General features: G+C 72.2%; 24 protein-coding genes, 1 pseudogene and 1 riboswitch. Of the genes and pseudogenes, 7 read left to right on the top strand and 18 right to left on the bottom strand.

The annotated features are described in order from the left end of the window. Nucleotides 1-157 precede the first annotated feature (157 nt). A complete protein-coding gene (locus tag ACZ49J_RS31480; RefSeq protein ID WP_467454019.1) occupies nucleotides 158-619 on the top strand; it encodes a hypothetical protein in 462 nt (153 codons plus the stop codon). A gap of 42 nt (nucleotides 620-661) precedes the next feature. Here ACZ49J_RS31480 and ACZ49J_RS31485 read toward each other — a convergent pair whose 3' ends face one another. Next, entirely contained in the window at nucleotides 662-1,510 is an 849-nt protein-coding gene (locus tag ACZ49J_RS31485; RefSeq protein ID WP_467454018.1) for an alpha/beta fold hydrolase, read from the bottom strand. Nucleotides 1,511-1,574: 64 nt separating this feature from the next. On the opposite strand from ACZ49J_RS31485, the pseudogene ACZ49J_RS31490 reads away from it, so the two are divergent. Then, nucleotides 1,575-1,780, top strand: a pseudogene (locus ACZ49J_RS31490) (acyl-CoA synthetase family protein); the annotation flags it as partial. A 152-nt stretch (nucleotides 1,781-1,932) separates the two neighbouring features. On the opposite strand, the gene ACZ49J_RS31495 reads toward ACZ49J_RS31490, so the two are convergent. Beyond that, nucleotides 1,933-2,748: an SAM-dependent methyltransferase gene (locus ACZ49J_RS31495; RefSeq protein ID WP_467454017.1), complete on the bottom strand. Its 816-nt coding sequence runs from the start codon at nucleotides 2,746-2,748 to the stop codon at nucleotides 1,933-1,935. 141 nt (nucleotides 2,749-2,889) lie between these two features. Beyond that, nucleotides 2,890-4,404: an acyl-CoA synthetase gene (locus ACZ49J_RS31500; RefSeq protein WP_467454016.1), complete on the bottom strand. Its 1,515-nt coding sequence runs from the start codon at nucleotides 4,402-4,404 to the stop codon at nucleotides 2,890-2,892. Between the two features lie 206 nt (nucleotides 4,405-4,610). Between ACZ49J_RS31500 and ACZ49J_RS31505 the strand changes: the two genes are divergently transcribed. Continuing rightward, the gene (locus ACZ49J_RS31505) at nucleotides 4,611-7,049 is read left to right on the top strand and encodes a penicillin acylase family protein (protein ID WP_467454015.1); all 2,439 of its coding nucleotides are present in this window, start codon (nucleotides 4,611-4,613) and stop codon (nucleotides 7,047-7,049) included. Nucleotides 7,050-7,156: 107 nt separating this feature from the next. Here ACZ49J_RS31505 and ACZ49J_RS31510 read toward each other — a convergent pair whose 3' ends face one another. From ACZ49J_RS31510 to ACZ49J_RS31550, 9 genes are all read right to left on the bottom strand, one after another. Beyond that, complete coding sequence (locus ACZ49J_RS31510; protein ID WP_467454014.1) at nucleotides 7,157-8,707, bottom strand: acyl-CoA synthetase; 1,551 nt, start codon at nucleotides 8,705-8,707, stop codon at nucleotides 7,157-7,159. Then, complete coding sequence (locus ACZ49J_RS31515; protein ID WP_467454013.1) at nucleotides 8,704-9,831, bottom strand: NAD(P)H-dependent flavin oxidoreductase; 1,128 nt, start codon at nucleotides 9,829-9,831, stop codon at nucleotides 8,704-8,706. Before ACZ49J_RS31515 ends, ACZ49J_RS31510 begins: the two co-directional genes overlap by 4 nt. A gap of 191 nt (nucleotides 9,832-10,022) precedes the next feature. Then, nucleotides 10,023-10,214, bottom strand: a complete 192-nt coding sequence (locus ACZ49J_RS31520) for a DUF2795 domain-containing protein (RefSeq protein WP_467454011.1) — start codon at nucleotides 10,212-10,214, stop codon at nucleotides 10,023-10,025. Nucleotides 10,215-10,308: 94 nt separating this feature from the next. After that, entirely contained in the window at nucleotides 10,309-11,898 is a 1,590-nt protein-coding gene (locus ACZ49J_RS31525) for a phytoene desaturase family protein (RefSeq protein WP_467454010.1), read from the bottom strand. 83 nt (nucleotides 11,899-11,981) lie between these two features. After that, nucleotides 11,982-14,243 (bottom strand): serine/threonine-protein kinase, encoded by a 2,262-nt coding sequence (locus tag ACZ49J_RS31530; RefSeq protein ID WP_467454009.1) that lies wholly within the window; start codon nucleotides 14,241-14,243, stop codon nucleotides 11,982-11,984. Nucleotides 14,244-14,304: 61 nt separating this feature from the next. Continuing rightward, nucleotides 14,305-15,162, bottom strand: a complete 858-nt coding sequence (locus tag ACZ49J_RS31535; protein WP_467454008.1) for an oxygenase MpaB family protein — start codon at nucleotides 15,160-15,162, stop codon at nucleotides 14,305-14,307. A 9-nt stretch (nucleotides 15,163-15,171) separates the two neighbouring features. Next, a complete protein-coding gene (locus ACZ49J_RS31540) occupies nucleotides 15,172-16,350 on the bottom strand; it encodes an acyl-CoA dehydrogenase family protein (protein WP_467454007.1) in 1,179 nt (392 codons plus the stop codon). 172 nt (nucleotides 16,351-16,522) lie between these two features. Further along, complete coding sequence (locus ACZ49J_RS31545; RefSeq protein WP_467454005.1) at nucleotides 16,523-17,284, bottom strand: CbtA family protein; 762 nt, start codon at nucleotides 17,282-17,284, stop codon at nucleotides 16,523-16,525. Between the two features lie 25 nt (nucleotides 17,285-17,309). Then, nucleotides 17,310-17,543 (bottom strand): CbtB domain-containing protein, encoded by a 234-nt coding sequence (locus ACZ49J_RS31550; RefSeq protein WP_467454004.1) that lies wholly within the window; start codon nucleotides 17,541-17,543, stop codon nucleotides 17,310-17,312. 36 nt (nucleotides 17,544-17,579) lie between these two features. Next, nucleotides 17,580-17,720, bottom strand: a riboswitch (cobalamin riboswitch). A gap of 146 nt (nucleotides 17,721-17,866) precedes the next feature. Here ACZ49J_RS31550 and ACZ49J_RS31555 point away from each other — a divergent pair. Beyond that, a complete protein-coding gene (locus ACZ49J_RS31555) occupies nucleotides 17,867-18,445 on the top strand; it encodes a histidine phosphatase family protein (RefSeq protein ID WP_467454002.1) in 579 nt (192 codons plus the stop codon). A gap of 301 nt (nucleotides 18,446-18,746) precedes the next feature. Here the strand turns inward: ACZ49J_RS31555 and ACZ49J_RS31560 are convergent, their stop codons facing one another. Continuing rightward, nucleotides 18,747-19,127, bottom strand: coding sequence for a four-helix bundle copper-binding protein (locus ACZ49J_RS31560; RefSeq protein ID WP_467454001.1), 381 nt, complete (start codon nucleotides 19,125-19,127; stop codon nucleotides 18,747-18,749). A 218-nt stretch (nucleotides 19,128-19,345) separates the two neighbouring features. Between ACZ49J_RS31560 and ACZ49J_RS31565 the strand changes: the two genes are divergently transcribed. Further along, on the top strand, nucleotides 19,346-19,708 hold the full coding sequence (locus tag ACZ49J_RS31565; protein WP_467454000.1) for a DUF6479 family protein: 363 nt from the start codon (nucleotides 19,346-19,348) through the stop codon (nucleotides 19,706-19,708). 117 nt (nucleotides 19,709-19,825) lie between these two features. Then, nucleotides 19,826-20,176 (top strand): DUF8129 domain-containing protein, encoded by a 351-nt coding sequence (locus ACZ49J_RS31570; protein WP_467453999.1) that lies wholly within the window; start codon nucleotides 19,826-19,828, stop codon nucleotides 20,174-20,176. Nucleotides 20,177-20,210: 34 nt separating this feature from the next. Here the strand turns inward: ACZ49J_RS31570 and ACZ49J_RS31575 are convergent, their stop codons facing one another. Next, the gene (locus ACZ49J_RS31575; protein WP_467453998.1) at nucleotides 20,211-20,471 is read right to left on the bottom strand and encodes a rhodanese-like domain-containing protein; all 261 of its coding nucleotides are present in this window, start codon (nucleotides 20,469-20,471) and stop codon (nucleotides 20,211-20,213) included. 194 nt (nucleotides 20,472-20,665) lie between these two features. Here ACZ49J_RS31575 and ACZ49J_RS31580 point away from each other — a divergent pair, with 194 nt between their 5' ends. Further along, nucleotides 20,666-20,953, top strand: coding sequence for a metal-sensitive transcriptional regulator (locus ACZ49J_RS31580; protein WP_467453997.1), 288 nt, complete (start codon nucleotides 20,666-20,668; stop codon nucleotides 20,951-20,953). Nucleotides 20,954-20,980: 27 nt separating this feature from the next. On the opposite strand, the gene ACZ49J_RS31585 is transcribed toward ACZ49J_RS31580, so the two are convergent. The 4 genes from ACZ49J_RS31585 to ACZ49J_RS31600 form a co-directional block, all read right to left on the bottom strand. Further along, a complete protein-coding gene (locus ACZ49J_RS31585) occupies nucleotides 20,981-21,721 on the bottom strand; it encodes a sulfite exporter TauE/SafE family protein (RefSeq protein WP_467453996.1) in 741 nt (246 codons plus the stop codon). Nucleotides 21,722-21,736: 15 nt separating this feature from the next. After that, nucleotides 21,737-23,098 carry an MBL fold metallo-hydrolase gene (locus ACZ49J_RS31590; RefSeq protein ID WP_467453995.1) on the bottom strand — a complete coding sequence of 454 codons (1,362 nt, stop codon included), beginning with the start codon at nucleotides 23,096-23,098 and terminating at the stop codon, nucleotides 21,737-21,739. A 277-nt stretch (nucleotides 23,099-23,375) separates the two neighbouring features. Then, entirely contained in the window at nucleotides 23,376-24,797 is a 1,422-nt protein-coding gene (locus ACZ49J_RS31595; protein ID WP_467453994.1) for an FAD-dependent oxidoreductase, read from the bottom strand. A gap of 153 nt (nucleotides 24,798-24,950) precedes the next feature. Further along, complete coding sequence (locus tag ACZ49J_RS31600; RefSeq protein ID WP_467453992.1) at nucleotides 24,951-25,919, bottom strand: ABC transporter ATP-binding protein; 969 nt, start codon at nucleotides 25,917-25,919, stop codon at nucleotides 24,951-24,953. Nucleotides 25,920-25,948: the final 29 nt, after the last annotated feature.

Raw genomic sequence — 25,948 nt, forward strand, 5'->3', positions numbered from 1 at the left:
CTCCCCAGCAAAGTTGAACACGTTCAGATCTGCTGGCAGGATGCTGTCGGCGCCACTCGCCTCCCGGGCGTGTCGCGTTCAGTCCGTCACGCGGGAACGGGGCTACGGGGGCGGGATGACGATGGGGCGCTGGAGGCGTGGAGGCCCGGCGGTCGCCATGGCAGGGGCCGTGCTGCTCCTGGTCGGCTGCAATCCGCACATGTACGACGAGGTACCGGGCGTCTCGGACGTACGGCGGTCCGAGCTCACGGGGACCTGGCGCTGCGTCGAGGGCACCCGCGTCGAACTGAAACCCGACGGCACGGCGGTGATCACTCGGCTGGACGGTCAGGAGTGGGACTACTACGACCGGTGGCGCCTGTCCGGAACCGGGACCTGGAGCCTCACCGACGACGTCGGCTGGAGCGACGGGCAGCACGTCCGGCTGCGCCTCGACGCGCCCACTTCCCGGGAGGAGCGCGCCGACGCGGCGGACACCACCCTCGATGACGACGGCGGTCCCGCGCCCGAGCGGTACACGTGGACGCTGGAACTGGACCGCCACGAGAAGGGTCTCGTCCTGTTCTTCCTCTACGGGGACCCCGATTCCCGCAGCACGTACGTGCTGGAGCCGGGCTGAGCGCGCGCCGAGAGGGGCCCCCGGACGCCCCTGGCCGGCCGCTCAGGGCCGTCCGAAGAACGCCGCGACGCGTCCCACGAACCACTCGGGGTCGTCCAGCCACGGGTAGTGGCCCGCACCGGGCTGGACAGCGAACTCGGCGTCGGCGAACAGGCCGGCGACACGACGCGCGAGTGCGGGGCGGGGGCCGCCGTCGAGTTCGGCGGCGTACACGAGCACCGGCGCGTCGAGTTCGGCGAGAGCGGCCCGCGTCGCCGGTGGGTCGTAGGCCCCCTCGGAGCCGTACAGCTCGGCGGCCTCCTCGTTGACCTGGTGCTCGTCGGCGGCCATGTGCGCCCTGGCGGCGGCGTCCCAACGGCCGTAGAAGAACGGCGCGTACGCCATGATGTCGTCGTCCTGGGAGCCCTGTCCGGTCCAGGCCGCCTCGAACGCCGGGTACGCGTCCTCGAACCACGGCTCGCCCTCGCGCAGCCCGGCCGCCTCCAGCCTGTCCTCGACGGTCGCCGGCATCCCGAGTGCCCAGGGCGTCGCCGTTATCAGGGCGAGTCGCGCCACCCGCTCCGGGTGCCTGGCGGCGTACCTCATGGCGAGGCTTCCGCCCGCCGAGTGCGCGAGCACGTCCATCCGTTCCAGACCCAGCCGCACGCGCAGCGCCTCCACGTCGCCGACGAGCCGGTCGCACCGGTACGTCGTGCGGTCCCGCGGCACGGCCGACTGCCCGGTGCCGCGCAGATCGAGCAGCACGAGTTGCCGATGGGCATCCAGTCCCCCCAGATCACCGAGGTACTCGGAAGCCCGCATCGGCCCACCCGGGAGTACGACGAGCGGCTCCCCGCGCCCCCTCAGGTGGTAGGCGAGTTCGGTCCCGTCGGGAGCGGTGAAGGTGGGCATGCCGAAGATCCTGACGGCCTCGGGGCGATCACCGCAAGCGGCTAAAAATGCGGGTCGGCGTCGCCGTATCGAGCAGTTGGTGCTGCGTACGCCGGGAGTCGCCCCTCATTTCCAGCTGCTGCTGACCCGCGAGGGCCGGCTCGACGCGCTCACCGTGCGGGCCGAGGCTCGGTGCGGGGCGGGGCGGGGCCGGTGGTCCGGGACGAGGCGGCGCGGGTCATCGCCGCCTCGGTGAAGGAGGGGATCGGGGTGTCGGTCTCGGTCGAGCTACCGCTGTGGGGTGCCCCCGAGGGGCTGGATTTTCCAGCCCGTCCGGCGTTTGAGGACGAGGCCGCAAGGCCGACAGTGGGGGCCTGGGGGCGCAGCCCCCAGGGACGGGACGGGAAAGGGCGGCGGGGGCGATCAACCCGGCCCGGTGGAACTCAGGGCTTGCGGGCCAGGCCGCCGTGCTGGCCGATCGGCACCGGAGCCGGCTCACTCGCCTCCGGCCGCCACAGCGGCACCGAGACGACCCCCGGCTCCACCAGTTCCAGACCGTCGAAGAAGGCCTCGATCTGGTCCACGGGCCGCAGGTAGTACGGAACCGCGCCGGTCTCGTTGTAGGCGTCCTGCGCCTGCTCGTAGTCCGGATCGGTGCCTCGCGAACCCTCGTTGACGGACAGGTAGCTGCCGGACGGCACGGCGTCCACGAGCCCGCCGACGATCGAGCGCGCCTGGTCGTAGTCACCGACGTGCCCCAGGATGCCGCTGAAGATCAGGGCGGTGGGGCGGGAGAGGTCCAGCGTCTGGGCGGCGGCGGCCAGGATGCGCTCGGGCTCGTACAGGCTGGCGTCCACATAGGCGGTCGCCCCCTCCGGGGAGGAGTAGAGCAGGGCACGCGCGTGCGCGAGGACAAGCGGGTCGTTGTCGACGTAGACGATCCTGGACTCCGGAGCGAGCCGCTGGGCGACCTCATGGGTGTTGTCCACGGTCGGCAGCCCGGTCCCGACGTCGAGGAACTGCCGGATGCCCGCCTCCTCGACCAGGTAGCGGATGTTGCGGCCGAGGAAGGCCCGGCTGCTCCGGGCGATCGTGACGATGCCGGGGAAGACGGCGGTGTACGCGTCGCCGGCCTCCTCGTCCACGGGGTAGTTGTCCTTGCCGCCGAGCCAGTAGTTCCAGATCCTGGCCGAGTGCGGGACCGAGGTGTCGATCTTCCGCTTCGCCGTGGGTTCGGGCGTGGTCGCGTGGTCGGTCATGGGCTCCGTCTCCTCAGCCGAGGCATGAACTGTGGCGGACAACCTGGAGGCCAAGGCCGGGAGCGCGCACGCGAGTTCGCGCTTCGAACGCCGGTTGTCACGGGGTGATCCTATGCCCCCGGCGGCCCACCGGAACCGCTCTCAGGCTTCTCCGGCCTCCGCGAACCGGTCCCGCAGTTCCCTCTTCAGGATCTTCCCGCTCGCGTTGCGCGGCAGCTCGTCGACGAACAGGACCTTCTTGGGCGCCTTGAAACCGGCGAGCCTCTCGCGGGCGTGGGCCAGCAGGTCGTCCTCCGTCACTTCCCCGCGGCGGACGACGACGGCGGTCACGGCCTCGATCCACTTGTCGTCGGGCAGGCCGATCACGGCGACCTCCGCGACCTGCTCGTGCGTGTAGAGCGCGTCCTCGACCTGGCGCGAGGCGACCAGGACGCCACCGGAGTTGATGACGTCCTTCACCCGGTCGACGATCGTGAAGTACCCCTCGGCGTCCCGCACGGCGAGGTCCCCGGAGCGGAACCACCCGTCACGGAAGGCGTGGGCCGTCTCGTCCGGCTTCTCCCAGTAGCCGTCGCACAGTTGCGGCGACTGGTAGACGATCTCGCCCTGCTCCCCGTCGGGCACGTCCTTGCCGGACTCGTCGACGACCCGCGCCTCGACGAACAGCACGGGCCGCCCGCAGGAGTCCATGCGCCCCTTGTGCTCGTACGGCCCGAGGACCATGGACAGGGGGCCGATCTCGCTCTGTCCGAAGCAGTTGTAGAAGGCGAGCCTGGGCAGCCGCTCCCTCAGCCGCTCCAGGACGGGCACGGGCATGATCGACGCCCCGTAGTACGCCTTGCGCAGTCCGCTCAGGTCCCGGGTGGTGAAGTCCGGCCGGTTGGACAGGCCGATCCACACGGTGGGCGGGGCGAACACGCTGTCCGCGCGGCCGGTCTCGATCATGTCGAAGAGCGTGTCGCCGTCGGGTGCGTCGAGGATGACGTTCTCGGCGCCCACCGCCAGGTACGGCAGCAGGAAGACGTGCATCTGCGCCGAGTGGTACAGGGGCAGGGCGTGCACGGGCCGGTCGCCCGCCTGGAGGTCGAGCGCGGCGATGGCGCTGAGGTACTCGTGCACGAGCGCCCGGTGCGACATCATCGCGCCCTTGGGGAGCGCGGTGGTGCCCGAGGTGTACAGCAGCTGCGCGAGGTCCTCGGGGCGCGGCTCCTCCCCGTCGTACGGGGCGGTGGTGGCGAGCCGTGCGAGCAGCGAGTCGTCGGTGTCGCGCAGCGCCAGCGTACGTACGCCGTCCGGGAGGTGCCCGGCGAGACGGGGGTCCGTCAGCACGAGGGTGCTGCCGGACTGGTCGAGGATGTACGTCAGGTCGTCGCCGGTCAGGTTGTGGTTGACGGGGACATGGACCAGTCCCGCGCGCACGCAGGCCAGGAAGGCGATCAGGTACGCGTCCGAGTTGTGGCCGTAGGCGCCGACACGGTCTCCGGGGGCGAGTCCGGTGTCGCGCAGCGCCTGGGCGGCGCGGGAGACGGCGTCCTCCAGCTCCGCGTACTTCCAGGACCGTTCGCCGTAGTGGACCGCGACGCGGGCGGGGGTCCGCCGGGCGCTGCGCCGCAGTACCCCGTCCACCGTCACGCTGCGACCCGCCGCCACCGTCATGCCCCGCTCCTTCGTCCCGCTGTCCTTGCCGCGATCCTCGTTGCGCCGTGTGAGCGGGTCAAGCGCGGCGCGCGGCCACGGCGACCCGGCGTACATGGCCTGAAGTGGATCAACCCCATCACACCCCGAACGTACGCACGGACATGAGGATTTGTCCGTTGTTACGCTCAACCTCCCCTTCCCCCAAGGACGTTGGGAGGCTCGACTTGCACGCCCGACTGAGACAGCTCGCGGTCACGGCCGCCGTTGTGTTGACCGCCGCCGGGTCCCTGCCGGCCGCCGCGGCCGACGGCCGGGGCCGTCAGGAGAACCCCTCGCACGGTGGCCTCTCCGCCGTCATCCGCTACACCGAGTACGGCATCCCGCACATCGTCGCGAAGAACCACGCCGGGATCGGCTTCGGCGAGGGCTGGGCGCAGGCCGCCGACGAGGTGTGCACGCTCGCCGACGGCTTCGTGACCCTGCGCGGCGAGCGCTCCCGGTACTTCGGTGCGGACGCGGCCGGCGACGGCTCGCTCTCGTCGGCCAGGACCAACCTCGCCGGCGACCTGTACTTCCGCGGGGTCCGCGAGGCCCGCACGGTGGAGAAGCTGCTCGCCGAGCCCCCTCCGGTGGGCCCGAGCCGCGAGGCCCGGGACATGATGCGCGGCTGGGCCGCCGGGTACAACGCCTGGCTGGAGCAGAACGAGATCACCAACCCCGCCTGCAAGGACGCCGACTGGGTCCGGCCGGTCACCGAGCTCGACGTGGCCGCCCGCGGGCTCGCCATCGCCTCGATCTCCGGTGAGGGGCGCTTCGTGGACACGATCACGACCGCGCAGCCGCCGACGGAATCCACCACCGGCTCCTCCCGGCCGTCCCCGTCGTCCGGGTCCGCTCGCACGCCGGACGCGAAGGCCGTTGCGGAGGCGGCGGGTGAGCTCTGGGGCGATCCCGGCATGGGTTCGAACGCGGTGGCGTTCCGCGGCGACACGACGGCGAGCGGCAGCGGTCTGCTGCTGGGCAACCCGCACTACCCGTGGGCGGGCGGGCGCCGGTTCTGGCAGTCGCAGCAGACGATCCCCGGGGAGCTGAACGTCTCCGGTGGCTCCTTGCTCGGCACCCCGGCGATCTCCATCGGCTTCAACGCGAACGTGGCGTGGAGCCACACCGTCTCCACCGGCATTCCGGCCAACTTCCACCAGTTGACGCTGGACCCGGCCGATCCGACGACGTACCTGGTGGACGGCGAGCCGGAGAAGATGACCCGGCGGACGGTGACCGTCGCGGTGAAGAACGCCTCACCGGTGACCCGCACCCAGTGGTGGACCCGCTACGGCCCCGTCGTCACCTCGCTCAGCAGTCAGGTCCCCCTGCCGTGGACCACCACGACCGCCTACGCCCTCCACGACCCCAACGCCGGCAACCTCCGCTTCGCCGACACCTCGCTCGGCTTCGGCAAGGCGCGGAGCACGGACGACGTGGCGAAGTCCCTTGCCCGTCACCAGGGCATCCCCTGGGTGAACACGATCGCAGCGGACCGCGCGGGTCACTCCCTCTACACCCAGTCACAGGTACTCCCCCGCATTACCGACGACGTGGCGGCACGCTGCTCGACAACACTCGGGAAGACGACATATCCCGCGTCGGGAATCGCGATCCTCGACGGCTCACGCGGCGACTGCGCCCTCGGCAGCGACCCCGACGCCGTACAGCCGGGCATCTTCGGGCCGTCCAGGATGCCGACGCTCAAGGACGCGCCGTACGTGGAGAACTCCAACGGCACCGCGTGGATGACCAACCCCGACCGGCCGGTCACCGGGTACGAGCGCGTCTTCGGCACGGTCGGCACCGAACTCGGTCTGCGCACCCGCGGCGGGATCGAGGAGGTGCGGGCGATGGCCGAGCGGGGCAGTCTGACCGTACGGGACCTGCAACGGCAGCAGTTCGCCAACCGGGCGCCCGCCGGCGACCTCACCGCCGAGGACGCCGCCCGGGCGTGTGCCGCGCTGCCCGGCGGTACCGCGACCGGCGGTGACGGCAGGGCCGTTGACGTGTCGGAGGCATGCGGCGTGCTGAAGGCGTGGGACCGCACCATGGACACCGACAGCCGGGGAGCACTGCTCTTCGACCGGTTCTGGCGGAAGCTGACCCAGGCAGTGCCCCCGAATCACCTGTGGAAGGTGCCGTTCTCGGCGGCGGACCCGGTCCGCACGCCCCACACGCTCAACACCGACGCGCCCGGCTTCGCCACGGCCCTCGCCGACACGGTGGCGGAACTGCGGGCCTCTGGCATCGCCTTGGACGCGAAGCTCGGCGCCCACCAGTTCGTCGTCCGCGGCGGGGAGCGCGTCCCGGTGCCGGGCGGCTCGGGACGGCTCGGTGTGTGGAACGTGATCGAGCCGACCTGGGACGCGGCGGCCGGCGCCTACACGGAGGTGCCGTTCGGCTCCAGCCACATCCAGGCCGTCGGCTGGGACGGCGGCCGTTGCCCGGTGGCGCGCACCCTCCTGACGTACTCCCAGTCGTCGGACCCCGGCTCGCCGCACTACAGCGACCAGACCCGGCTGTTCTCCGGTGAGAAGTGGGTGACGTCGCGCTTCTGTGAGAAGGACATCCTGTCCTCGCCGAAGCTGAGGGTGGTCCGGGTGAGCGAACACCGCTGACCCGTGCGGAGTGCGGGAGTGTGGTGGCGTCCCCCGTGGCGGCACCACACCCCTCCCCCGCCTCCGGGCCGGACCCGTAGGTGACCCGCACGCGTCCTGCTGCCGCCTCAGACGGTCCTGGCCCGCCCTTCCCAGTACGGCTCGCGCAGCCGTCGTTTGTAGAGCTTGCCGTTGGGGTCGCGGGGCATCGCCTCGATGAAGTCGACGCTCTTGGGGCGTTTGTAGCCGGCGAGCTCGCGCGCGCAGTGGCTCAGGATCTCCTCCGCGAGCGCCGGGCCGGGCAGGAAGCCCGGGGCGGGCTCGACGACGGCCTTGACCTCCTCGCCCCAGTCGTCGTGCGGGATGCCGAAGGCGGCGGCGTCGGCGACGGCGGGGTGGGTGAGCAGGGCGGCCTCGATCTCGGCGGGGTAGATGTTGACGCCGCCGGAGATGATCAGGTCGATCTTGCGGTCGCGGAGGAAGAGGTAGCCGTCCTCGTCGAGGTAGCCGAGGTCGCCGACGGTGAAGAAGTCGCCGATGCGGTTCTTCTTCGTCTTGCTCTCGTCCTTGTGGTACGAGAAGCCGCCGGTGCTCATCTTCATGTAGACGGTGCCGAGTTCGCCGGGTCCCAGCCGGTTGCCGTCGTCGTCGAAGACCGCGAGTTCACTGATGGGCCAGGCCTTGCCGACGGTTCCGGGCTTCTTCAGCCAGTCCTCGGCGGTGGCGAAGGCGCCGCCTCCCTCGCTGGCCGCGTAGTACTCCTCGACGCTGTGCCCCCACCACTCGATCATGGCCCGCTTCACATGGTCAGGGCAGGGAGCGGCACCGTGGATGGCGTGCCGCATGGACGACACGTCGTACGACTGCCTGATGTGCTCCGGGAGGGCCAGCAGGCGGTGGAACTGTGTGGGGACCATATGGGTGTGCGTGCACTTGTGGGTGTCGATGAGGCGGAGCATCTCCTCGGGCGTCCACTTGTCCATCAGCACGAGCCGGTGCCCGATGTGCAGGGAAGCGCCCGCGAACTGCAGGACCGCCGTGTGGTAGAGCGGCGAACACACCAGGTGCACGTTGCCGTCGTACGGCTGGATGCCGAAGATGGCGAGGAAGCCGCCGAGGTAGGACTCCTCGGGGAGTTTGCCGGGCAGCGGGCGCCGGATGCCGCGCGGGCGTCCGGTCGTGCCCGAGGTGTAGTTCATGACCCAGCCGAGGGTGCGCTCGGAGGGCGCCGACTCGGGCTGTCCGTCGAGGAGTTCGCCGTAGGGCCTGAAGCCCTCGACCGTGCCGACGGCGTACCGGTGGCTGCCGGGCAGCCCGGCCTCGTCGGCGGCGTGGCGCGCGGCGTCGGCGAACCGTTCGTGCGCGATCAGCACCTTGGCTCCCGAGTCGGAGACGATCCAGGCGATCTCGGGGCCCACGAGGTGGTGGTTGACGGGAACCAGGTAGAGACCGGCCTGGGTGGCGGCGAGGTACGCGGTCAGGAACTCCACACCGTTCGGGAGCACGACCGCGAAGGCGTCACCGCGCTGAAGTCCGGCGGCGCGCAGTCCGTGGACGAGACGGTTGGCGGCGGCGTGGAGGCGCCCGGCGGTCCACTCCTCGCCGTCGGGTGCGATGAGGACGGTCCGGTCGGGCTCGGCGGCGGCCTGGGCCCAGAAGCCGTGGGGGGCTCGGCTCACTGTCCGTCACTCCTTCCGGCGATCCGGTTGACGCGGTCGACGGCCTTCTCGAAGCCGCGCGTGAGGTCGTCGAAGACCTGCTGGACGCTGCGCTCGCTGTTCATCCGGCCGACGATCTGCCCGACCGGGGTGCCGAGGAGTGGTTCCACCTCGTACTTCTGGATGCGGGAGACGGCCTCGGCGCACAGCAGTCCCTGGAGCGGCATGGGGAGTGCGCCCGGTCCGCTCGGGTCGTCCCAGGCGTCGGTCCATTCGGTGCGGAGCTGGCGTGCGGGCTTTCCGGTGAGCGCGCGGGAGCGGACGGTGTCGCCCGATCCGGCGGCGAGCAGCTTCTCGATCAGCCTGGGCGACGGGAGTTCGGCCTCGGTGGTCGTCAGCCACAGGGAGCCCAGCCACACCCCTTGGGCGCCGAGGGCGAGGGCGGCCGCCACCTGCTGTCCGCTGCCGATCCCGCCCGCGGCCAGGACGGGCAACGGGTCCACGGCGTCCACGACTTCGGGGGTGAGCACCATGGAGGCGATCTCGCCGGTGTGGCCGCCTGCCTCGTAGCCCTGGGCGACGACGATGTCGATGCCCGCGTCCGCGTGCTTGCGGGCGTGGCGGGCGCTGCCGGCGAGCGCGGCGACGAGGATGTCCTGCTCGTGGGCGCGGTCGATGACGTCGGCGGGCGGCGAGCCGAGCGCGTTGGCGAGCAGCTTGATCGGGTAGTCGAAGGCGACGTCGAGCTGGGTGCGGGCGACCTGCTCCATCCAGCCGGTGATGCGCCACCCTGAGGCCTCGCCCTCGGCGAGTTCGGGCACCCCGTACTTGGCGAGGGTGTCCTGGACGAACTGCCGGTGGCCCTCCGGGATCATCGCCTCGACGTCGGCCTCGGTCAGTGTCTGATTGTTCGGGGCCTCCACCTTCTTGGCCGGCATCACGACGTCCAGGCCGTAGGGCTTGCCGTCGACGTGGGCCTCGATCCAGTCGAGGTCGCGTTTGAGGTCGTCGGGGGCCGTGTAGCGGACCGCGCCGAGCACCCCGAAGCCACCGGCCCGGCTGATGGCCGCGGCGACGGCGGGGAACGGCGTGAAGCCGAAGACGGCGTGCTCGACTCCGAGTGTCTTGCTCAGCTCCGTCTGCATGGGCGCAGGATGCCGTAGTCCTCCGGACGACGGAAGGGGTTTTCTGATGCTCCGTCAGATCAGTTGTTCCGGGGGTTGGTCGACCTGCGCTTGACGGGGAGGGTTGTGCCGTCTCGTTGGCGGCCGTGGATCCGTATGTGGTTGCTCGCGCAGTTCCCCGCGCCCCTTGAGGGCGCGGGGGTTGCAGGGCGCTACTCGTTGAAGACGGCCTTCTGGACCTCGTTCGGGCCGTCGAAACGATCCCGCTTCAGTCCGTTGAGGCGGCTGACGACCTTGTCGTCGGCGTTGTTCTTGCGCGCACGCTCGACGAGGTGCTTCTTGTCCGTCGGGTACTCCGCACCCCTGAGGGCCTTCTGCAGATCAGTGGGGCTGAGGTCGGCCATGGGAACCTCCCATGTGGTGACGTACAGGATCACGCACCGTCCGGAGTACCCGCCACGCGCGACACAATGCGGCATAAGCGACAAAACAGTCTCATCAGGACAGCTGTCCGAGGTCCTCCAGCACCGCCATCGCCGCGTTGTGGCCGGGCACCCCGCTGACACCTCCGCCGCGTACCGCGCCGGCACCGCACAGCAGGACGTTCGGGTGGCGGGTCTCCACGCCCCAGCGGCCGGTGCCCTCCTCGGCGTACGGCCAGGAGAGCGCGCGGTGGAAGATGTTGCCGCCCGGCAGCCTGAGGCCGTGCTCCAGGTCGAGCGGGGTCTTCGCCTCGATGCACGGGCGGCCCTCGGCGTCGGTGGCCAGACAGGCGGTGATCGGTTCGGCGAGGTGCGCGTCGAGCTGGGCGAGGGTGGATGCCAGCAGTTCCTCGCGTACGGCGTCGTTGTCGTGTGCGAACAGCCGGGCGGGTGTGTGCAGGCCGAAGAGCGTGAGCGTCTGGTAACCCCGCTCGACCAGGTCGGGGCCGAGGATGGTGGGGTCGGTGAGCGAGTGGCAGTAGATCTCCGAGGGCGGGGACTCGGGCAGTGCCCCGGCCGCCGCCTGGGTGTACGCGGCGCCCAGCTGCTCGTAGCCCTCGGCGATGTGGAAGGTCCCGGCGAAGGCCTCGCGCGGGTCGACCGAACTGTCGCGCAGCGCGGGGAGCCGGGTGAGCAGCATGTTCACCTTGAGCTGGGCGCCCTCGGCGGGCGTGGGCGGCTCGTCGCCGGTGAGGGCGGCCAGTTCCTGTGGGGAGGCGTTCACCAGCACGTGGCGGGCGGTGACCGCGCTCTCTTCGTCGGCTGTGCGGTACGTGACCTCGGCGGCCCGCCCGTCGGTCTCGATCCGTACCACTTCGTGCCCGGTGGCGAGCACAGCGCCCGCGTCCTTCGCGGCCGTGGCCAGCGCCTCGGTGAGGGCGCCCATGCCGCCGACGGGCACGTCCCAGGCGCCCGTGCCGCCGCCGATCACGTGATAGAGGAAACAGCGGTTCTGGGCCAGGGCGGGGTCGTGGGCGTCGGCAAAGGTGCCGATCAGGGCGTCGGTGAGGACGATGCCGCGGACCAGGTCGTCGGCGAAGCGCTCCTCGATGGCCTTGCCGATCGGCTCCTCGAAGAGCGTCCGCCAGGCGTCCTCGTCGTCGACGCGGGCGCGCAGCGCGTCACGGGCCGGCAGCGGCTCCGTGAGGGTGGGGAAGACCCGCTGGGCGACGCGGCCCGTCATGTCGTAGAAGCTCTGCCAGGCCTCGTACTCGCGGTCCGAGCCGGTCAGCCGCGCGAACGCCTCCCGCGTGCGCCGCTCGCCACCGCCCACGAGCAGTCCCGTGGGACGCCCGTCGCGCTCGGTGGGCGTGTACGAGGAGATCGTGCGCCCCCGGACGCGGAAGTCCAGGTCGAGATCGCGGACGATCTTCCGGGGCAGCAGGCTGACCAGGTACGAGTAGCGCGACAGGCGCGCGTCGACCCCGGCGAACGGCCGCGTGGACACGGCGGCGCCCCCCGTGATGCCCAGCCGCTCCAGCACGAGCACCGACCGCCCGGCGCGGGCGAGGTAGGCGGCGGCGACCAGTCCGTTGTGGCCGCCGCCGACGATCACGGCGTCGTAGGACCGGTGTCCCTCAGGTGCGGAGCGCTCACGTACGGGCATGGCTCTTGGTAACACGCGGTGATCCGGATCGGCCAGGGGGCCGGGCAGATGGACCACCGCGCCGCACGGGCCCCGTACCCGCGTCACCGCTGCTGCCGCAGCGCCGCCACCCTCCGGTACAGCTCCACCGCCTCCGCTCCGCGCCCGAGCTGTTCCAGGCAGTGGGCCTCGTCGTTGCGGCTGGCGAGGGCGTCGGGGTGGGCCGCGCCGAGGACCCGTTCGCGGGCGTCGGCCACCGTCCGGTACTCGGTGAGGGCGTCGGGCCAGCGGCCGAGCCAGCCGAGGCCCACGGCGACCTCGCGGCGGCTGACCAGCGTGTCCGGGTGGTCGGGGCCGAGGACGCGCTCGCGGATGGCGCACACGTCGCGGGACTCGGCGAGGGCCTCCTCCCAGCGGCCGAGCCGGCCGAGGTTGACGCCGAGACCGTGGCGGGCGCGCAAGGTCTCGGTGTGGGCGGGGCCGTGGACGCGGGTGCGGTCGTCGACGAGGGCACGGTAGAGCGTGAGCGCGTCGGCGCTGCGGCCGAGCCGGCCGAGGCTGATACCGACCTCGTAGCGGGCCGCGAGGGTGTCCGGATGGTCGGGGCCGAGCGCCTGCGTGCGCGCCTCGGCGACCTCCTGGTACATCCGCAGGGCCTCCGGCCAGCGCCCCAGCTGGCCCAGCAGATAGGCGACCTCGCACCGGGTGACGAGGGTGTCGGGGTGGTTCGGTCCGAGCACCCGCGCCCGTGCGCCGGCCACGTCGGACGCCATCTCGTACGACTCCTCCAGGCGCCCGAGCCTGCTCAGGTTGAAGGCGAGGTTGTGGCGGCAGCGCAGCGTGTCGGGATGCTCGGGGCCCATGACGCGCTCGCGCGCGGCGAGGACGGAGGTGTACGCCTCGTGGGCCTCGATGTGGCGGCCCAGCCGGCCGAGCACGTACGCCGTCTCCTGCCGGACGGTGAGCGTGTCGGGGTGGTCGGGGCCGAGCACCCGCTCCCTGGCCCGGGCGACTGCGGTGTACTCGCGCAGGGCGTCGGCGGGACGGCCGGTGCGGCTGAGGGTGAAGCCGACCTCGTAGCGGCTGGCGAGGGTGTCGGGGTGCTCGGGGCCGAGGACATGCTCGCGTTCGGCGGCGACCGCGCGGTGCACCTCGCCCGCCTCGGTCCAGCGGCCGAGCCGGCCCAGGCTGAGGCCCGCGTTGTGCCGGCCGGCCAGGGCGGTGACGACCTCCGGGGGCGGGGCCGGGCGTTCGGTGCGGGCGGGCCCCTCCTCGCCGCCGGTGGCGGGGCGGACGATCCAGTCGCCGGTGAGGCCCGCCGAGGCGTCCGGCGGGGTGGTGCGCAGTCCTCTGCCCGCCGCCTTGTGGCCGGTGGTCATGCCGCGGGTCCACGACGGCAGGCGGGGCTCACCGGACAGGGGCTGCTCGGAGTGCGGCTGAGCCGACGGCGCGACCAGGTGCGGCTGGGCCGAGGTCGTCACGGGGCGTGACAGGGCCGTCGGGACGCAGAGAGACGCCGTCCGCCCCTCGTGGAGCCTGCGGCTCAGCTCCCGGGCGTCGTCGGGTCGGTCCTCCGGCTGTTTGGCGAGCAGGTCCAGGATGATCCGCTCCACGTACTCGGGCAGCTCCGCGCGGTGGCTGCGCGGCGGCTCGGGAGGGGTGTCGCGGTGGCCGACGAGGACGGCCCACGCGTCGTCGAGGTCGAACGGCGGGACGCCGGTGGCGATCTCGTACAGCACGCAGCCGAAGGAGTACAGGTCGCTGCGCTGGTCGACCTGGTCGCCGCCGATCTGCTCCGGTGACATGTAGTGGGGAGTACCCATGGCGATGCCGGTGCCGGTGAGGCGGGAGGTGAAGCCGATGGCGTGGCCGAGGCGCGCTATGCCGAAGTCGCAGATCTTCACCGTGCCGTCGGTGAGCCGCATGATGTTCGCGGATTTCAGGTCCCGGTGCACGATGCCCTGCTGGTGGGTGTAGGCGAGGGCCGCGGCGGCCTGGTCCGCGATGTCGACGACGTCGTCGACGGGCAGGGGGTGGTGTTTGTTGTCCTCCAGGAGCTGGCTGAGGTTGCGGCCCAGCAGCAACTCCATGACGAGGTAGAGCACCCCGTCGTCCTCCCCGAAGTCGTGGACGACGGTCACCCCGCGGTGCTGGAGGGCGGCGGCCACGCGTGCCTCGCGGCGGAACCGCTCCCGCAGGATCCGCGTGAAGGCCTGGTCGTGGTCCGTGTTCAGGGGCTTGAGGCACTTCACGGCGACGTGCCGCCCCAGTGACTCGTCTCTCGCGCGCCAGACCTCGCCCATACCGCCGCGCCCGATCAGATCGAGCAGCCGGTACCGGCCCTGGATCAGTCTGGTGTCCCCCATCGCCTGCGTCCGCCCCCGTCTGTCCGGCTCCGCCCTCCCCTGGCCCGTCCAGTATGACGAGCTATCGCACGACTTTGTACGGTGCCGGGCGGGAGATCGGACCGAGCCGTCGCATCGCGCGGATGATGTGTTTGGGCGGGAGCTGCCAGCGCAGACGTGCGGGAACGCAGCGCAGGAGGGTGCCTGTGAGGCGCAGGCGCCGGGTCACCGCATCCGGGGGCGGGGCCGGTCTGCCGTACAGCTCGTGGGCGTACGGCGGCAGGGAGGCGTATGCCAGATTCGCCACGCGCCGCCACAGCAGGGCGCGCGCCGGGACGAGCAACGGGTGCGTGGGTGGCGTGCGCAGGAAGTCGTCCACCTCGCGCGCCTCGGGCCCCGCCGCCAGCTCCGGCAGCACCTTCTCGAAGTAGGCGGCCAACTCCGCCCGGCTGCCCGGAACCTCGTCGGGGTCCAGGCCCACCAGCTCGGCGGCGACGCGGTGTTCGGCGATGTAGCGGTCGGCGGCGGCGTCCGTGAGAGGGAACCCCGAGCGCCACAGGACGTGCAGGTAGGAGTCGATCTCGGCGCAGTGCACCCACAGCAGCAGCTCGGGCTCGTCGACCGGGTACCTCTCCCCCGTGTCGGGGTCGGTCGCGGACAGCTTGCTGTGGATCTTCCGTATCCGGGCGCCCGCGTGCTCCGCGGCCTCGGCGGTGCCGTAGGTGATGGTGCCGACGAAGTTGGCCGTCCGCATCAAGCGGCCCCAGGCGTCGCGTCGGAAGTCCGAGTTCTGCATGACGCCGCGCACCGTCCGTGGGTGGAGCGCCTGCAGGTACAGCGCGCGGATGCCGGCGATCCACATCATCGGGTCACCGTGCGCCTGCCAGGTCACCGAGTCCGGTCCGAAGAATCCCTGGTCACCTGTTCGAGCAGCGTCCACGGAGTCAGACTAGCGTCGTACGCGCGGCATCCCCAGGCCGATCCACGAGATGATCTCGCGCTGGATCTCGTTGTTGCCGCCTCCGAAGGTGAAGATCACGGCCGAGCGGTAGCCGCGCTCCAGCTCGCCGTGGAGGACAGCGCCCGCGGAGCCCTCCTTGAGGGCGCCGGCCGCGGCGACGACCTCCATGAGCCAGGCGTAGGCGTCGCGGCGCGCCTCGGAGCCGTAGACCTTGACGGCGGACGCGTCCTGAGGGGTGAGCGTGCCCTCCTGGACGGCGTTCACCATCTGCCAGTTGAGCAGCTTCATCGCGTCCAGCTTCGTGTGGGTCTGGGCCAGGCGGCGGCGCACCCAGGGCAGGTCGATGACGCGGCGGCCGTCGGCGAGTTTGGTCTCCATGGCCCAGCGCTGCACGTTGTGGAGGGAGCGGATCGCCATGGTGCCGTGGGCGGCGAGGGTGACGCGTTCGTGGTTGAGCTGGTTGGTGATCAGGCGCCAGCCCTTGTTCTCCTCCCCGACGCGGTGGGAGACGGGTACGCGGATGTTCTCGTAGTAGCTGGCGGTGGTGTCGTGGGAGGCGAGGGTGTTGATCAGGGTGCAGGAGTAGCCGGGGTCGGTGGTCGGGACCAGGAGCATGGTGATGCCCTTGTGGGGCGGGGCGTCCGGGTCGGTGCGGACGGCCAGCCACACCCAGTCCGCGGTGTCGCCGTTCGTGGTCCAGATCTTCTGGCCGTTGACGACGTACTCGTCGCCCTCCCGTACGGCGCGCGTCCTGAGCGCGGCCAGGTCGGTGCCCGCGTCGGGCTCGCTGTAGCCGATCGCGAAATCGATCTCGCCGGAGAGGATGCGCGGCAGGAAGTACGCCTTCTGCTCCTCGCTGCCGAACTGCATGATCGTCGGGCCGACCGTGTTGAGCGCCATCAGGGGCAGGGGGACGCCCGCCTGGGCGGCCTCGTCGAAGAAGATGAACTGCTCCATGGGGGTCAGCCCGCGTCCGCCGTACTCCTTCGGCCAGCCGACTCCGAGCCAGCCGTCCGTGCCGAGACGGCGGAGGGTCTCGCGGTAGAAGCGCTTCTGGGAGGCCGGGTCGCCGTACCGCGCGTACGCGTTGTCCGGCACCAACTTGGCGAAGTAGGCGCGCAGTTCGGTGCGCAGCCGCTGCTGCTCGGGCGTGTATTCCAGATGCACGGCGCCTCCTGGCTCCCCAAGGCCGGACCTGACGGCGCACACCGTAGAACGTGTTCCAGTAATTGGGAACACGAGGGAGCGACCGGGAGGGACAGGACAGGAGAAAGGCCCCCGGTCACCCGGGGGCCTTTCTCCCGCGCCCAACAGGTCAGTGCGGGACGCGCTCAACAGCTCAGTGCGGGACGGGAGTCGCCGGAGCGGCGGCCCCCTGGCGCCCCGCCGTGCGCGGAGCCAGCACGCGTTCCGCGAGCAGCCCGAAGAGCAGACCGTACGCGGTCCACAGGGTCACCTGGATGGCGAGGGCGGCCAACCGGTACTGCCACAGCAGGGTGCCGGGGAAGCCCTCCGGGACGTTGTCGTACGACGGCAGGAAGGCGTACGCCAGGCCGACGACGAGGACGAAGAACGCGCCCGCCGCGACGGTGGCGTTCCAGTTGCCCAGGCGTGGCGCGAGGCGCTTGCCCAGGACCACCGCCCCGACGGCCAGCAGAACGCTGAGCACGACCATCAGGAAGTACAGCGTGGTGCGCTGGTCGAGGGTGTCGGGGTCGCCCACGGCGGGCGGATTGGCGGGGTACTTCAGGAACGGGACCACATAGACCGCGACCAGCCCGGCCACCGCCAGGAGCAGCGCGCTCGCGCGCGGCCCGAAGCGGCCGATGCGGCCGAGCGCGAAGCAGTACGCGAGGGCCGCGATGCCGCCGAACGCGACCCCGTACACGAGGACGCCGGTGGACAGTCCCGCCGTGGACTGCAGGGTGCGGCTGACGAGTTCCTCGCCGCCGTGTTCGTGGGCGTGGGCCTCCTCGAACGCGATCGCCTGGTCGACGCGTGGTTCACCCAGGAAGTAGGCGACGACGAGGGCGAGCAGGCCCGCGGCGAGTCCCGCGAGCATGCCGCGCACCAGGAGGTTCCTGACCGTTGCGGAGTTCATCGGCTCGTGAGCTTCCTCGCCGCCGTCAGTGGCAGGGGAAGCCGAGCAGGTGGCGGGCGTCGTGCACCCATTCGTGGACACCCTCGCCGGACACGAGGGAGGTGGCGCCCTGTTCGGCGCCGACGAAGTAGAGCAGGACCAGCATGAGGATGCCGAAGAAGACCGCCCAGGGGGCGATCGCTCCGATCGGCAGCTTGGCCGGAACCGCGGTGGGAGCGGCGGGGGTTGCGGTCGGCTGGGCGACGGCGGACTGCGCCATGGCAGGACCTCCTGGGGGAACTCGCGTCCCGTCTCGGTGGTGCACAGGACGACGGCCACGGGTCTGACTTGCCCTGCCGTCACCGCACTTGGCGGGTGCGGATCGTGCTGGGCTTACAGTGGCGCGACCGTGCCGGATTCTCACCGGCTTCCGTCGACCGTCGTCAATATCGACGAGAAGGTACCGCGAAGTGAGGTTCCGGCCAAGGGCGCATGGGTGGCGCACGGCGTGCGGGTGAGCTGGTCACACCACGGCCCGATGGTCATGTCCCTTACAGGGCAAGGGGGTTGGGTGCACAGGTGGCCGGATCGGGAGAGCGTGAAATGACGAGCCGAGTGATGTTGATCTCACCCGCGATGAACGCGGCGCTGCGGGAGGCCCGCTTCGACGACGGATGCCCGCTCGACCCGTCCGGGCTGCGGGCGGCGACGGCGAACTCGGGCACCCTGAGGTCCCCCGACCGGGCCTGGGCCTCCCCCACGGTCCGCTGCCGCGAGACCGCTGCCGCGCTCGGGCTGGACATCGGGGGGACGCCCGGGCCGGCCGGTCTGGACGTGGGGCGCTGGCGCGGGGCGACGCTCACCGAGGTGAGCGCCGACGAGCCCGAGGCGGTGGCCCGTTGGCTGACCGACCCCGAGTCCGCGCCGCACGGCGGCGAGTCGGTGCGGGCGTTGTGCGACCGGGTGGCACTGTGGCTCGACACGGCCGCCCGGGGCGACGGCCGGACGGTCGCCGTCGTCGAGCCCGACGTCGTACGGGCCGTGGTGGTACGGGTGCTGGGGGCGCCGGAATCCGCGTTCTGGCGCGTGGACGTGCCGCCGCTGACGGCCACCGAGTTCAGCGGGCGGGGCGGGCGCTGGAACGTGCGGGTCGGGGGGCCGCCGCTCGCGGGAGCGTCCTGAGCGGGGCGGTCGGCGAGGATTCATTTCGCCCCCGCCGCCCCTACCCGTCCCCTCCCCAGGGGCTGCGCCCCTTCGACCCGCCGCGGGGCTCCGCCCCGGACCCCGGTTCGGGGGCCAGCCCCCGGACCCCCGCTCCTCAAACGCCGGAGGGGCTGATTTTCGCGGCCGGGGCTGAGTTCCCTGGCCGGGGCTTGGGTTTTCAGCGAGGGCAGGTACATCCGGCCCGTCCGGCGTTTGAGGACGAGGCCGTCAGGCCGACAGCCGGGTCCGGGGTCGCCGAGCCTGGCGGCAGCCCCTCGCCTCAGGCAGCGAGTGTCGCGAGGAAGTCCGTGCAGGCGCGGGCGCAGTCGCGGCAGGCCTTCGCGCTGTCCTCGGCACCGGGGTGGGCGTCGAAAGCGTGCGCGCACTCCAGGCACACCTCCCGGCACCACTCCACCTGGGCCCGGAGGGCGGCCTCGTCCTGGTGGGTCTGCTCGGAGAGCACCCGGCACGTCGCGTCGCACACCTCGGCGCACATGATGCCCTTGCGCCGCACACGTTCCTGGTCCCTGGGCCCGTCCGGGTCGGCGAGGCTCGCGCGCAGGGCGCACGCCCGCGCGCATTCCGTGCACGCCTGTGCGCACGCGAAGCGGTCCTCGAGGAACCGGAAGAGCTCCTGCTGAGAAGTCGTCGTCGATGTCACACCGGGCGGGTAGCCGAGCCGGAACCCGTCAAACCACGCCCGCGGAACGGGTGCGGCGCGGGCGGCCGTGCTCGCGCGCCCTCGGCCGCCCGTGTTTCTCTCACCGCCCACCCGGGCACCCGTGCGCCTCCCGGGTCACCGCGGGAATGCCGCTCGACGACGTGCGGATTCCGCGCGCTGAGCCGGTTCACCGATGCCCGCGAGGGTATTCGTCACATATGAGTATGGAATGGGTGCATTTTGCCGCAGGGGGAAGCGCACTGGTCGGCCTCTGGTCGGTCATCATGGGCGTGATCGTCGTGGCCCTCCTGGGCGGCGCCTTCTGGATGGGCAACCGCGTACGCAGCCGTGAGCCGCGCCGGCCCAGCCCGGAGGAGCAGCCCCGGCTGCCCGAGGGCGGCCCGGTCCATGAGGAGCAGCACAACCTGGAGCCCGACGAGATACCCCGAAGCGATCTGCGGCTCACGCCCTACCAGGTGCACGGCAACCTGGGCTCCCGGCCGACCGTGTCCAAGCGGCGGTCGCGCTGGAGCAAGGGCAGCAGCGGCTCCTTCGGCAGCGGCGGCCTGGGCGCCCACTGAGGCGACCGGAGCGCACGCCGAGACCCACACGGGGCCGGGCTTCGGCGCCCACCGCGGATCCGCCGCACCCCCGCTCCATGCCGCACACCATGACCGCACACAGGGAGGGTGAGAAACATGGCCCAGCGCACCGCGCTGCCGCTGCCCGACTACGACCACCTGCCGATCGGCGGTCTCGAGAGCCGCGTCCGCGCGCTCACCGCCGACGAGGTGGAGCAACTGCTCGCCTACGAGCGGGCCCACGCCGACCGCGTCCAGGCCGTCGAACTGCTGTCGGCCCGACTGGAGCAGCTCCGCTCCGGCGCCGAGCCGACGTCCGGCGACCCCGGCGCCGTACGCCCGGAGGAGTCCGGGCGGCCCAGTGCTGGATCACCCGTGTCCCCGGCGACCTCCCCGGAGCCCCACAGCCCGCCGCCGCACGGGACCCCCGACCAGCGCGGCCGCCCAAAGGGCAACCGCACCGCCTAAAGAGCAACCGCACCGCCTGAACGGACCCGCCCCCTCAGGGCGCGCGCAGTGCCTGCCGCGAGGGTGGCGTCGAGGCCGGCGCGCAGTGCGTGACCGTCGGCGGCCCAGGCGCCGTGCCGCCCGTCAGGGTCATGGCTGCGATGCCGTGCTCGGCGAGGGCGCCGCAGGCCTTCAGCGAGCGGGCGCCGGGTAGGTGGCCGGAGGCGTACTCGGCCGGGGTGCGGACGTCGATCACGGTCAGTTGGGACAGATGTGCACGGGCCTGAGCGACGCCGAGGGCGATCGGGGTGGTCACGGGTGTCATCCTCGCCTTCGACGGGCCTTGCGTCTCGGAACCCTGCTCCTCGGCTGAACCTTGCTCCTCGGCGGAACCCCTGCTCCGCGGCCGAACATGGCTTCTCGACGGGACCCTTGCTTTCGACGGGACCTCGAAGCGGGAGTACATTACCCCCAGGGGTATTCCCCGGGTTTTCTTCGAGGGAGTTGATCGTGGAGCTGGATCTCGCGGGCGCCGAGCTTCGAGGCGTGCTCAACCGGCTGCGCCGGGCTCAGGGCCAGATCTCCGGAGTCATCCGGATGATCGAGGAGGGCCGCGACTGCGAGGAGGTCGTCACCCAGCTCGCCGCCGCGTCACGGGCGCTCGACCGGGCAGGCTTCGCGATCATCGCGACCGGTCTGCAGCAGTGTCTGACGGACATCGAGGACGGCGGGAAGCCCGAGGAGGACCGCGACGCGATGCGGGCGCGGCTGGAGAAGCTGTTCCTGTCGCTTGCCTGAGCCCGCTCGCCCAGGGGGGTCGCTGGTTCACACGGCCACGTCGAGGAGCATGAACACGGCCACCGCCAGCAGCACGACCGCGAAGATCCGCTGGAGCAGCCCCCCGGAGACACGGGCGCTGAGCCGTTTCCCGTCCCACGCGCCGAGCACGGCCGCTCCCGCGAAGGGGGCGACCACCGCCCAGTCCAGCCCGTGGACCGTACCCGCGCGGGCCGCGAGCGCCGCGAGCGAGTTGACCGTGATCACGAGCAGGCTGGTACCCACCGCCACCCGCATCCTCAGCCCGAGGACGCCCACCAGCGCCGGTACGGCGAGGAACCCTCCCCCGACGCCCAGGAGCCCGGTGATCGCACCGAGTCCCGCGCCCGCCGCGGCAGTCCTGCCGGGACGCACCGGACGGTCACCCTCGGCGATGACCCGCTGCCGCAGCATCCGCAGCGCCGCCAGGGCCGCGATGACGCCGAAGGCAGCGGTCAGCACGGCGGGAGGAAGCCCGGCCGCGAGCGTCGCGGTGAGCATGGCCGGGACGATCCCCGCCATGGCGAAGAGGCTTCCCGCGCGCCAGCGCACGTTGCCCTCGCGGGCGTGCGCGGCCAGACCGGCAGCGGAGGTGGCGGTGACGATGACCAGGCTCGCGGTGGTGGCGGCGACCGGGGTGAAGCCGAGCAGGTAGATCAGGGCGGGCACGGCCAGCACGCTGCCGCCGCCTCCGAGCGCGCCGAGAGTCAGTCCTATGACTCCGCCCGCCGACAGGGCCAGGACGGTCACGCGGTACTCCTCCGCTCAGCCGGTCGGCACAGTGAGTCCGGCCTCCGTCGCGGAGGCGAACCCGTCGTCGATCGCGACGACCTCCCGCCCCGCCGCGTCCAGCAGCGACGCCGCGATCGCCGCGCGCATCCCGCTCGCGCAGTGGACCCAGACCTCTCCGGCGGGAACGTCGTCGAGTCGCTTGTGCAACTGGTGGACCGGGATGTGGACCGAGCCCGCGATGTGACCGCCCGCGCGCTCGGAGTCGCGGCGGACGTCGAGGACGACCACGCCGTCGTCACCGTCGCGCTTCGCGAGGTCGGTGAAGGTGGCGCGCGGGAAGGAGGCGGGCCTCTCGCCGTCCCGGACCCAGGACGCCGGTCCGCCGACGGCCGCGGCGGCCGGGCGGTCGATACCGACGCGCACCAGCTCGCGCTGGGCGGCGGCCAGTTGCCCGGGGGATTCGGCGAGCAGCGTCACCGGCTTGCCCCACGGGATCAGCCACGCCAGGTAGGTGGCGACCTTGCCGTCGGCCTCGAAGTTGAACGATCCCGCCACGTGGCCCTCGGAGAAGGCGACACGGCTGCGCAGGTCCACCACCCACTCCCCCCCCGCCAGCCGGGCGGCGATCGCGTCGGCGTCGGCGACCGCGGGCGGGGTCAGGTCGATCTGGGCGGGACCGGCGGCATTGGCGGGACCCATGTGCGCGTAGTAGGCGGGCACGTCCTCCAGACCGGCGAGCAGTTCGGCGACGAAGGTGTCCACGTCCTGCACCAGCGCCGGGTTGCCGGACTTCTCCTTGCCGATGGTGGTGTGGTCGCCCTCGGCATCCCCCGAGGAGCAGAAGCTGCCGAACCCGTGCGTCGGCAGGACGGGAGTCTCGTCGGGCAGCTCCTCGGCGAGCCGGTGCGCGGAGGTGTGCTGGGCGCGCGCGAGCCGCTCGGTGAGGCGCGGTTCGACGAGGTCCGGACGGCCGACGGAACCGAGGAGCAGGGAACCTCCGGTGAACACCGCGACGGCCGCCCCGGCCTCCTGAAGGACGTACGAGGTGTGGTGCGGGGTGTGCCCCGGCGTGGCGATGGCACGCAGCGCGAGCCCCGCGTCGATCTCCACCGTGTCGCCGTCGTGCACCGCGACCCGCTCGAACGAGACGTCCGCCGCGGCGGGCACCAGGTAGGTGGCGCCGGTGACGCGGGCCAGCTCCAGGCCGCCGCTGACGTAGTCGTTGTGGATGTGCGTCTCGACCACGTGGGAGACGCGCACCCCGCGCCGTACGGCCGCCGCGATCACCTGGTCGAGGTCCCTCGGCGGGTCGACGGCGACGGCCGTGTGCGCGCCGCCGGCCAGGTAGCTGCGGTTACCGAGGCCGGTCAACTCGATGGTGTCGACGAAGAACACCTGGGCACTCCTTTCACGGTTCACGATCGATTACCCCGGGGGGTATGCAAGCGACCCTAGCACGATTACCCCCGGGGGTATTTTTGAGGTTGTGCGGCTCCCCGGGAAGAGCGCGATCGGGCACGTGCGTGCCGCAGGCGCGGGCTCCCGCCGGGCTCCGGGTACCCCGGCGGGGCGGGACGTCCCGGGACCCGCAGCGCCCGTGGAAACGCCGCGAGGCGGACGGGCTCCTGATGAGTCCTTCCGCCTCGCCGTCGAAACGGTGCCGTGGCCGCCGTCAGGCGTCCGGGGCCTCCCGTGTCATCGGGGGCTCCGCGGGTGTGGGGGCGGGCGGGCCGAAGAGCACGGCGCGGGCCACCTCCGGGGCGAACAGGGCGCTCATCGGCGCGCTCAGCGACAGGACCGAGCGGAAGGCGTTGCCCACCACGGGGTCCCCGGGGCTGCGTTCCTGGAGACGGCGCAGGTACCAGGCGACCGGCCGGTCCACCGCCCGGGAGCCGAGCGCGTTGCCGATGGCGCCCGGCATGTTCTTGTCCGATCCGGCCGAGATGTCCCAGGCCTGCCGGGACGCAGCGAGGAGGGCGCGCCGCACCCGGTGTGTCGTCGGGGTCCGGCGCGCGTCCGCGAGGGTGTCGCGCAGAGCCACGGCGGTCATCGCGGCGACGGCCATGCCCTGGCCGTAGATCGGGTTGAACGTGCACAGCGCGTCCCCGATGGCCAGGAAACCCGCGGGACGCCGGCCGGGCAGGTCGTACCGGCGCCGTACGTTGGCCGTGCTGCGGAAGCCGAAGATCGGCGACTGCGGATCGGCCTCGCGCATCCAGCGGTGCACGAAGGGGTGCGGCAGGCGTTTCCCGTACGTCACGTACTCGTCCTCGTCCGTGGGCGGTTCGTCACCGCGCAGGCCCGAGAAAGTGGCCAGATGACTGCCGTCCTCCAGGGGCAGGACGACGGCCCCGTAGACGTGGGCGGGGTTCGGAACGATGTAGAGACCGCGTGTGCAGCCGCTCAGGGTGCCCTCGGTGTCGCGGTAGACGCGTGAGGCGTACGCGAGCCCGGTGTCGATGGTCTCCTCGTGCGGGGCGTCCGCGCCGAGCGCGACGAGCCACTGGGGTGCCTTCGTACCGCGCCCGGAGGCGTCCACGACCAGGTCCGCCTCCAGCGGACGCCCTTCCTTGCGGGCGCCGTCGCCGCGCTCGCGCACCAGCACGCCCCTCACCCGCGACGCGTCGCCGAGCAGCCCGACGACGTCGGTCGCCTCCAGGGTGGTGACGGCGGGGTTGGCGAGCACGCGCCGCCGTACCAGTTCCTCGATCTGCGGGCGTGAGCCGGTGAAGATGTGCGTCGAGGCCGGGGAGCGCCGGATCCAGCGTCCGAGCTGCCACTGCACCATGTCGTCCGGCATCCCGAGGCGGGGCGCGCCCGCCGCGCGCAGCTCGTCCGTGAACCCCGGCAGCAGTGCGTCCAGGGCCCGCTGCCCGGATTCGAGCAGGACGTGCGGGTGGCGGCTCTGCGGCACCCCGGGGCGCTGACCGGCGCCCTCGGGGTAACGGTCGCGCTCGACGACCGTCACCCGGTCGGCGTGTTCGGCGAGGACGTGGGCGGTGAGCAGCCCCGCGATACTGCCTCCGACGACGACCGCATGACGCCCCGCAGAGCTGCTCCGACCCCAACTGCTCGGCTTTTGCGCAGAGTTCACGTTACCTTCGCTCCCCTTGGTCAGCACCCCGATCCCGAGGGACCAGTCTCCCGCGTGCGACAGGTGGTTGATCTGATTCCGGCCCGCTTGTGCGGGGCGCATCGTGGCACGTCCGCGCCGGGCGGGATCGCGCCCACCCCCTCACCGCGCTCCTCACCGCGCTTCTGTGCCGGCCTCGTCGGCTCCGCCGCCCCCGCGGCCGGGTCCGCCGGGCCACACCTGCACGTGGTCCGCCTCGGCGGTCAGGCGGACCCGTCCGCGCAGACCGTAGCGGTCCACGTACTCGCGGGGCAGTTGCAGGCGGCCGGCGCGGTCCAGGACGGTGTACTCCTCGGCGGACGTGCGCCCGGGGTCGCGCAGGGTCTCCGTCGCCGTGCGGCCGTCGCGGATGCGGACCGTGCGGCGGACCTGCCCGGAGACGAGCGGGTCGTGGGTGACGACGAGGACGGTGGCGCCGAGTTCCTCGTTGGCGCGGCGCAGGGCGGCGAAGACGTCCTCGCCGCTCGCGGTGTCGAGTTCGCCCGTGGGCTCGTCGGCGAGCAGCACGCGGGGCGCGTTGGCGGTGGCGACCGCGACGGCGACGCGCTGCTGTTCGCCGCCGGAGAGTTCGGCGGGGCGCCGGTCCCGGCAGTGCGCGATGCCGAGTACGTCGAGGAGTTCACCCGCGCGCTCGGCCCTCTTGCCGCGCGGGACACGCGTGTACTTCATCGGCAGCGCCACGTTCTCCAGGGCCGTGAGGTAGGGCAGCAGGTTGCGGCCCGTCTGCTGCCACACGAAGCCGACGGTGTGCCGGCGGTAGGCGAGGCGTTCGCGCCGTCCCATGGCGAGCAGGTCGTGCCCGGCCACCCGCGCACGGCCCGCCGTGGGCAGGTCGAGGCCGGACAGGATGGACAGCAGCGTCGACTTGCCGGAACCGGACGCCCCGACGAGCGCCACGCACTCGCCCTCCTCGACGACGAGGTCGAGCCCCTGCAGGGCCTGGACCTCGACCTCCTCGGTGCGGTAGACGCGGACCAGGTTGTCGCACACGACGAGCCCGTCCCCGTCGTCGGCGCGTGGGCGGCGGGCGTCGCGGGCCCGCTCCTCCAGGACGCGCAGGTCGCTCACGTGGGGCTCGGTCACCGCTCCTCCAGACTGCTGTTCCTGATCTC

Source organism: Streptomyces sp. NPDC030840, from assembly GCF_055572015.1.